The sequence below is a fragment of the Mesorhizobium sp. M7A.F.Ca.CA.001.10.2.1 genome (assembly GCF_003998575.1).
GTDB lineage: Bacteria > Pseudomonadota > Alphaproteobacteria > Rhizobiales > Rhizobiaceae > Mesorhizobium.
Map to the genome: position 1 here is coordinate 1 of NZ_RZQY01000377.1, position 5734 is coordinate 5734.

Annotated in this window: 7 protein-coding genes and 1 pseudogene; 2 read left to right on the forward strand and 6 right to left on the reverse strand. The window is 64.2% G+C overall.

Annotation, left to right across the window (positions count from 1 at the left end):
* Window positions 1–672, forward strand: a 672-nt coding sequence (locus EN964_RS22120; protein ID WP_206528741.1) for an FAD-dependent monooxygenase, incomplete at its 5' end; no start/stop codon positions are given.
* Between the two features lie 112 nt (window positions 673–784).
* On the opposite strand, the gene EN964_RS22125 is transcribed toward EN964_RS22120, so the two are convergent.
* The 3 genes and pseudogenes from EN964_RS22125 to EN964_RS22135 all read right to left on the reverse strand — a co-directional run bounded on the left by EN964_RS22125 (window position 785) and on the right by EN964_RS22135 (window position 2103).
* A complete protein-coding gene (locus tag EN964_RS22125) occupies window positions 785–1312 on the reverse strand; it encodes a hypothetical protein (protein ID WP_127270047.1) in 528 nt (175 codons plus the stop codon).
* A gap of 139 nt (window positions 1313–1451) precedes the next feature.
* A pseudogene (locus EN964_RS22130) lies at window positions 1452–1807 on the reverse strand (YciI family protein).
* Complete coding sequence (locus EN964_RS22135; protein ID WP_236382945.1) at window positions 1804–2103, reverse strand: hypothetical protein; 300 nt, start codon at window positions 2101–2103, stop codon at window positions 1804–1806. Before EN964_RS22135 ends, EN964_RS22130 begins: the two are co-directional and overlap by 4 nt.
* A 159-nt stretch (window positions 2104–2262) precedes the next feature.
* On the opposite strand from EN964_RS22135, the gene EN964_RS22140 reads away from it, so the two are divergent.
* Window positions 2263–2688, forward strand: coding sequence for an OsmC family protein (locus tag EN964_RS22140; RefSeq protein ID WP_127270051.1), 426 nt, complete (start codon window positions 2263–2265; stop codon window positions 2686–2688).
* A gap of 51 nt (window positions 2689–2739) precedes the next feature.
* Here EN964_RS22140 and EN964_RS22145 read toward each other — a convergent pair whose 3' ends face one another.
* From EN964_RS22145 to EN964_RS22160, 3 genes are all read right to left on the reverse strand, one after another.
* Window positions 2740–3369: a YceH family protein gene (locus EN964_RS22145; protein ID WP_127270053.1), complete on the reverse strand. Its 630-nt coding sequence runs from the start codon at window positions 3367–3369 to the stop codon at window positions 2740–2742.
* A 234-nt stretch (window positions 3370–3603) separates the two neighbouring features.
* A complete protein-coding gene (locus EN964_RS22155; RefSeq protein ID WP_013528877.1) occupies window positions 3604–4383 on the reverse strand; it encodes a succinate dehydrogenase iron-sulfur subunit in 780 nt (259 codons plus the stop codon).
* Between the two features lie 9 nt (window positions 4384–4392).
* On the reverse strand, window positions 4393–5734 hold a 1342-nt coding region (locus EN964_RS22160; protein WP_127276728.1), incomplete at its 5' end, for an FAD-binding protein.

A 5734-nucleotide genomic window follows, 5' to 3' on the forward strand; every position in this document is an offset into this window, starting at 1 on the left:
GACAGCGTCTGCACCGTGGCGCATGAACGCCCGCACAACGGTCGCGCCGAAGAGCATTTCCTGCCGGCCGGCCCCTTCGCCACATTGCCGCTCAAGCCCGGCGAGGACGGCACCAACCGCTCGTCGATCGTCTGGGTCGAGCGTACGCCCGACGCCGAGAAGCTGGTGGCCGGTGACGATCTCCTCTTCGAACACGAACTCGAACAGCGCTTTGGCCTGAAGCTTGGCGAGATCCGCGTTGCCGATAAGCCGCGCGCCTGGCCGCTCGGCCTGACCATTGCGCGCGCCTTCGTCGCACCCCGCATCGCGCTCGCCGGCGATGCCGCCCACGGCATCCACCCGATCGCCGGCCAGGGACTCAATCTCGGCTTCAAGGATGTCGCGGCCCTTGCCGAGGTGATCGTCGAGGCCGACCGGCTCGGCCGGGACATCGGCGCGCTCGACGTGCTCGAGCGCTACCAGCAGTGGCGCCGCTTCGACACGGTGCAGATGGGTGTCACCACGGACGCGCTGAACCGGCTGTTTTCCAACGATATCGGCCCGCTGCGCACCGTCCGCGACATCGGCCTCGGTCTCGTCGAACGCATGCCGCGCCTGAAGGATTTTTTTATCCGGCAGGCGTCGGGACTGTCCGCCAGCACGCCGCGACTATTGAAGGGCGAGGCGATCTGATCGATTCAGCGCCCCCCAACGTCGTCATCCTTGGGCGCAGCGACGCGAAGCGGAGCGAAGACCCCAGGATGACGAAGCGATGGCGTTTCCGCCAATCGCCCAAGGTATGCGCTCAGTTGACCTCGAAACCCAGCTTCTGCCGCAGCCGCAATATCCTCTGGTCGGATATTTCGATGCGTTTCTCGCCGCCCTGGGCGGCGCGGTTGACCATCTGCAGCAGATCGTTTCGCTCGGCGACATCGAGACGTTCGCGTAGAAACGGCGCCAGCTTGTCGATGACAACGGTGGCGTCGTCGACTTGCGCCGCCGCCCATTTGGCATAGATCACCGCCTCGTCGGTCTTCTTCTTGTCGGCGATCTCGGAAATCACCGCGCGGATGACGGCCTCGCGCTGCGGCAGGATGGGCCCATCCTCGGAGACGATTGATGTGATCAGCGTAGCCGCCGCTACGACTGGATCATCGATCGCCGTCAGCGGCGACAGCGCCGCCTGCTTGCGCAGCTTCTTGCGGCGTACCGAGCCCTGAACCCGGCCAATGACATCGGCAACGTCACGCGCGGCCTCGTTCATGGCCTTCATCCGGTACCACCAGAACGCCGCCGCGCCCATCACGCCAAGGATAGCAATCAGGAAAGGCATGTCGAAATCCCCAAGAACCCCGGCGACGATAGGAGAACTCTCGCCTTGCTTCAACACGCAAAAGTTGCGCACGGAACCGAAGCCCGAACGCTCAGCCCGACGCTCTGGTTTTCGAAGCAGCCACAACGCTGGCAGGGCTCTATGACCCCGGTATGTCGTAGATGGCCCGGACCTCGATCGTGCCGAGTTCGGCCAGTGGAATACCAGCGGCAATGTCCAGCGCCGCTTCGAGATCTCCGGCCTCGATCATGACGAAACCAAGCAATTGCTCCTTGGTCTCGGCGAACGGCCCGTCGATAACCAGCCGCTTGCCCTGACGCCGCCGCACGGTTTTGGCTGTTTTCACCGATTGCAGCGCCTGCGCGACGATCAGCAGGCCGCTCTCCTCCAGCGCCCGGTCGTAGGCCAGCGAATCGGCGTCGAGCTTGGCCGACCTTGCCGGGGTCAGCGCGTGAAGATCCTTTTCCTCACCATAACCAGGCAGACATATTTCATTTCCAGCCCCCTTGCCGCTGTGAACCATAGGATGCGCCGACGAGGGCATCGGTGTTGCCACTGACCGCCGCCGCATGATCGAGAAGGCATGCCGCGATGCCGATGATGGCAACCGCCGCCAGAAGCCGGCCAAAGCCGGACGCCGGCGGACGCAGCCAGAAGTCTTCTTCTCGTCGCCCGGCCCCGCAGCCTGCACCTTTCCACGATGCAAAAAACATACTGTCCATGTGAACCTTCCATCCGGCCACAAATCCGTGGCCATCCGCAGGACGGGCGAAGCAGATCAAAGTCGACATTTCTGCACCGGCATTTTCGGAAAAATCTGGCCACCGGTGCCGGCACCGTGCGGTGGTTCAAAGAGCGCAGTGGCCTTCGCGTCCGCGCGCGCTATAGTTGACCGGACGCCGGCTCGGCCTCGACAACGAACCCCAACCACGACAACCAAGGAGGAATTCATGGACCGCACCGCAAACGCCGTCTGGAAAGGCAATCTGAAAGAGGGCACGGGCACGCTCGACACCCAGAGCGGAACCTTGAAGGGCACGCCCTATTCGTTCAAGGCGCGCTTCGAGGACGAGAGCGGCAAATCCGGCACCAATCCGGAAGAACTGATCGCGGCGGCGCACGCAGGCTGCTTTGCCATGCAGTTCTCGCATTTCCTGGCCGAGAACGGCACGCCAGCCACCGAACTCGATGCCAAGGCCGTGGTGACGCTGGTTCCCGGCACGGGGATCACCGGCAGCGCACTCACCGCGGTCGGCAAGGTGCCCGGCATCGATGCGGCGAAATTCACGGAGCTGGCCGAGAAGGCCAAGGCCGGATGCCCGGTCTCGAAGGCGCTCGGCGCCATAAACGTATCGCTTGATGCCCGGCTCGGCTGAAAGCGCTGCATCCGTGTAAGACCCGGCGCGAGCGCCCAGGCGCGCGCCGGCCTATGCTCCCAGCGCGTCCAGGCGAGCGCGCAGTGCGGCGACTTCCTGCTCCAATGCCTCCAACCGCGCCTCCAGGTCGGAAGCAGGCAGGGCCGATGCACTGCGCTGCACCGAAAGGGCGGCAACGTCCACCGGGCCGCTGAGGAGATGAACGTAGCGGTCCTCGCGCTGGCCTGGTCCGCGCGGGATTTCCTGGATGAGTGGCGGTCGACGGCCGATCAGCATGTCGAGTTCGGCGCGCAGATCTTCGATCGACGGGAACCGCGCCATGCGCTCGCCCCGCGCCAGCAGTTCATGGGCCGTCTGCGGCCCGCGCAGCAACAGCAGGCCGATCAAAGCGGTCTGCGGCGTGGTCAGCGAGAAGCGCTGCGCCATCTGGTGCTCGTAGCGCTCGACGCGCGAGCCGAACATCTGCCGCACCAGTCCCTTTTGTTCGAGCAGCTTCAGCCCCCGGTGCACCTCGGTCTGCTCCAGTGCCATCACCGGCTCGCGCGCCGTCTTCTGGTTGGCGGCGGCCAGTGCTGCGTTGAGCGTCAGCGGATAGACATCCGGCGTCAGCTCTTTCTTCTCGATCAGGCAGCCGAGGATGCGGGCTTCGCTGGGAGAGAGGATGGGAAGATCGTCGCTCATTGGACTAAAATCCTTTCTGAGGCCGGCGGGACAGCGCCCCCCTCTGTCCTGCGGGACATCTCCCCCACGTGGGGGAGCTCGCCAGCTTCGCCGAGCGCGCGTCATCCTTCAACCTTTGAGATTGGCTAAGCCGCGATGACAGCCAATCTCCCTCCACGTGGGGGAGATGTCCGGCAGGACAGAGGGGGGCGCTACGGATCGCGACATCCGAGGTTTGCAGCAAATCCGCTCCGCCTAGACCCTTCTCTCCACCATCATCTTCTTGATCTCGGCGATCGCCTTGGCCGGGTTGAGGCCCTTGGGGCAGGTCTGCGCGCAGTTCATGATGGTGTGGCAGCGATAGAGCCGGAACGGGTCTTCGAGGTTGTCGAGCCGCTCGCCGGTGGCCTCGTCGCGGCTATCGATCAGCCAGCGATAGGCCTGCAGAAGCGTTGCCGGGCCGAGATAGCGGTCGCCGTTCCACCAGTAGCTCGGGCACGAGGTCGAGCAGCAGGCGCACAATATGCATTCGTAGAGCCCGTCGAGTTTCTCGCGGTCCTCGTGGCTCTGCAGCCACTCCTTGGCCGGCTCCGGCGACACCGTCTTCAGCCAAGGCTGGATCGAGGCATGCTGGGCATAGAAATTGGTGAGGTCGGGCACAAGATCCTTGACCACCTGCATATGCGGCAGCGGGTAGACTTTTACCGCGCCGGAAATGTCGTCGCAGCCCTTGGTGCAGGCGAGCGTGTTGGAACCGTCGATGTTCATGGCGCAGGAGCCGCAAATGCCTTCGCGGCAGGAACGCCGCAAGGTCAGCGTCGGGTCGATCTTGTTCTTGATCCACAGCAGCGCGTCGAGCACCATCGGCCCGCAATCGTCCATGTCGACGAAATAGGTGTCGATGCGCGGGTTCTCGTCATCGTCCGGCGACCAGCGATAGATGCGGTATTCCCGCAGATTGGTGGCGCCCTCCGGCTTTGGCCAGGTCTTCCCCGGCTTGATCTGCGAATTCTTGGGGAGCGTGAGTTCAACCATGTTCGATCCTCAATACACCCGGGCCTTGGGCGCGATCTTGGCGAGGCTGATGCCGCCGTCCTTTTCAGCCAGCTGCGGCTCGGTGTGCACCGGCCGGTAGGAGAGCGTCACCTTGCCGTCTTCGCTGAGCCTGGCCAGCGTGTGCTTGCGCCAGACAGCGTCGTCGCGCACCGAAAAGTCCTCGCGTGCGTGTGCGCCGCGGCTCTCCTTGCGCGCCTCGGCGCTGTAGACCGTGGTGATGGCATTGGCCATCAGGTTTTCCAGCTCCAGCGTCTCGACCAGATCGGAGTTCCAGATCATCGAGCGGTCGGACACTTTGATGTCCTTCAACTCGCCCCAGATCTGCGAAACGCGCTTGCAGCCGCTTTCGAGGGACTCCTGCGTGCGGAATACGGCCGCGTCTTCCTGCATCGCCTTCTGCATCTTTTCACGCAAGCTGGCCGTCGGCGTCGAGCCATTGGCGTGGCGCAGCCGGTCGAAGCGGTCCATGATCTTTTCGACCGAGGCTTCGTTGGGCGAAGGGATCGCCGACTTGCGGTCGATGACCTGGCCGGCGCGGATCGCGGCCGCGCGGCCGAACACCACAAGATCGATCAGCGAATTCGAACCGAGCCGATTGGCACCATGCACTGAGGCGCAGCCGGCTTCGCCGACAGCCATCAATCCGGGCGACACCTGGTCTGGATTGATCGCCGTCGGATTGAGCACCTCGCCCCAGTAATTGGTCGGCACGCCGCCCATATTGTAGTGGACCGTGGGCAGCACCGGAATCGGCTCCTTGGTGAGGTCGACACCGGCAAAGATCTTGGCCGATTCCGAAATGCCCGGCAGCCGCTCATGCAGGACGGCGGGATCGAGATGGTCGAGATGCAGGAAGATGTGGTCCTTGTTCTTGCCGACGCCGCGACCCTCGCGGATTTCCAGCGTCATGCAGCGCGAGACGACGTCGCGCGAGGCAAGGTCCTTGGCTGACGGCGCATAGCGCTCCATGAAGCGCTCGCCCTCGGAATTGACGAGATAACCGCCCTCGCCGCGCGCGCCCTCGGTGATCAGGCAGCCGGCGCCATAGATGCCGGTCGGGTGGAATTGCACGAACTCCATGTCCTGCAGCGGAAAGCCGGCACGCGCGGCCATGCCGCCGCCGTCGCCGGTGCAGGTGTGCGCCGAGGTGGCCGAGAAATAGGTGCGGCCATAGCCGCCGGTCGCCAGCACCACCATCTTGGCCGAGAAGCGGTGGATGGTGCCGTCATCCAGGTTCCAGGCGAGAACGCCGGTGCAGGTGCCGTCCGGCTCCATGATCAGGTCGAGCGCGAAATACTCGATGAAGAACTGCGCGTTGTTCTTCAGCGAC

What these genes read in the sequence shown, in the direction of transcription:
- EN964_RS22125 (WP_127270047.1), bottom strand. Translation starts at nt 1,312, where the DNA reads ATGCCTTTCCTGATTGCTATCCTTGGCGTGATGGGCGCGGCGGCGTTC.
- EN964_RS22135 (WP_236382945.1), bottom strand. Translation starts at nt 2,103, where the DNA reads ATGTCGACTTTGATCTGCTTCGCCCGTCCTGCGGATGGCCACGGATTT.
- EN964_RS22140 (WP_127270051.1), top strand. Translation starts at nt 2,263, where the DNA reads ATGGACCGCACCGCAAACGCCGTCTGGAAAGGCAATCTGAAAGAGGGC.
- EN964_RS22145 (WP_127270053.1), bottom strand. Translation starts at nt 3,369, where the DNA reads ATGAGCGACGATCTTCCCATCCTCTCTCCCAGCGAAGCCCGCATCCTC.
- EN964_RS22155 (WP_013528877.1), bottom strand. Translation starts at nt 4,383, where the DNA reads ATGGTTGAACTCACGCTCCCCAAGAATTCGCAGATCAAGCCGGGGAAG.